At 49.4% G+C, this 1,596-nt stretch carries 2 protein-coding genes; one reads left to right on the top strand and one right to left on the bottom strand.

Annotation, left to right across the window (positions count from 1 at the left end; all coding sequences use genetic code 11):
* Positions 1-438 (bottom strand): hypothetical protein (locus G7Y37_RS09035; RefSeq protein WP_165063134.1); only part of this gene is annotated, 438 nt, incomplete at its 3' end.
* Here G7Y37_RS09035 and G7Y37_RS09030 point away from each other — a divergent pair.
* Positions 400-1,560 carry an ISL3 family transposase gene (locus tag G7Y37_RS09030; protein WP_165063135.1) on the top strand — a complete coding sequence of 387 codons (1,161 nt, stop codon included), beginning with the start codon at positions 400-402 and terminating at the stop codon, positions 1,558-1,560. The two genes, G7Y37_RS09035 and G7Y37_RS09030, sit on opposite strands and share 39 nt — an antisense overlap.
* Positions 1,561-1,596: the final 36 nt, after the last annotated feature.

The following is a 1,596-nucleotide window of genomic DNA, read 5'->3' as shown; positions in this document are numbered from 1 at the left end:
CTTGCCTACCCACACGTTTTCTACCTGTTTTTGCGTGGTGCGCTGTTTTGCACCCTTCCACATGCCCCCAAGCCTTACAGTTTGACGAACAGGACGGGCGTCATTATTCATCGAATAGAGGGACGGGTAGCCTTGCCCGTCCACTTCTCTGTTTGGGGTCTTAGGGGAGGTCAGATCTCCCCTAAGACCCCTATGGCAGCCCGCACCCTCGGAAAGCAGAGCGAACATGGAGAACACAGGCAATACCACCATCGGTGTAAACGCTCGCCTATACGAGCGCATAGCGATTAGATTGTCGTTATACCGGCCATTTGAGCGATTAGGTCTTCTGGCGCTAGACAGGCTCTGTGAGCGCTGTGTAAGGTCGAGACATTGCGTAGATGATGTGTATAAGGAGCAATGGTATATTCCAGTAGCACAGTCTCTACTGTCTATCATGTGCCCTTTGCCGGAAAGCCTTGTCTTATTACCCTTAAGAAGAGACGTTACCGGTGCCCTTCGTGTAACAAGACCTTTGCAGAGGAGCAACCCTTGCTCTCCTGTCTTACACCCCATGCAAGTACTCGCTTGGAAGCGTTTGTCCAAGATAAACTGGGTCAAGGCAAAACCATCGCTGAGCTTGAGCACACAACCGGGGCTTCCAAAAATGTTCTTTCCAAGATAGAGGCAAGCGCACCGATGCCCAAACACCGCCTGCCGTACAACCTCTGCATTGATGAGATAAGAGCATTTCCTAAGAAGGTAGCTATCAGGAAAGGTGAGCCTCATATGGCAAGCTGTATCTATGATGCCGATAAGAAAACGCTTGTTGACATGCTTGCAGGAGATGACCCTAAAACCGTCACAGAGTACTTGGAGAGCTTTACAAAAGGTGAGCGGGATGCAGTAGCAACTATATCGTGTGATCTTAACGGCTCCTACATCAGCCTTGCTGAAAAGCTTCTTCCTGGCGCTGTTATCTACGCTGATAAGTTTCATGTTTCCAAACTTGTGACAGGAGCACTCGATGATGTGCGAAAAAGGTTTTCTCGCACCTTCGAAGATGACAAGGTGCACAAAGAACAAAGGTGTCTTTTGCGCAAAGCTTCTAAGCTCATGCTTACGAGGAAGAACACTCTGAAAAGCAAGCGTGAGACAGTATGTGTGAGAAACGCTCTTGAGATCGACCAGACAAATGAACTGAAGTACTCCTACCTTGCTCTTCAGCTTTTCTTCGAGTGGTCTGATGCAACCTTTAAAAGTCGCGATGCAATGGAATGTGCCTTGCGGCAATGGGCATCGATTGCACGGCGTACTGATGTGCCTGAGATGCGCTCTACTGCCAACACTATAAACAGGCGCAAGACCTACATCATAAACGCCTGGGAATACGGACGGACCAACGCAATAGCAGAAAGCCTTAACCGTCAAATCAAAGACATCATCCGCAACTGCCGGGGCTTTATGAGCTTTGAGGCGCTGAGACGTCGCTGCTTGCTGGTGCTTGGACACAAACGAGAACCCAACAAGCCCATCCCGCTGTTTACAAGAAGTGACAAGAGAAAGGAGGATGCTAACTAGCGAACAACAGGTCAATTGAGATGGGCTCGATGCCTC

The sequence above is a fragment of the Adlercreutzia sp. ZJ154 genome, from assembly GCF_011039055.1.
Classification (GTDB): domain Bacteria; phylum Actinomycetota; class Coriobacteriia; order Coriobacteriales; family Eggerthellaceae; genus Adlercreutzia_A.
Note: the sequence above shows the minus strand (reverse complement) of the source record. Positions and strands in the feature narration are given on the sequence as shown.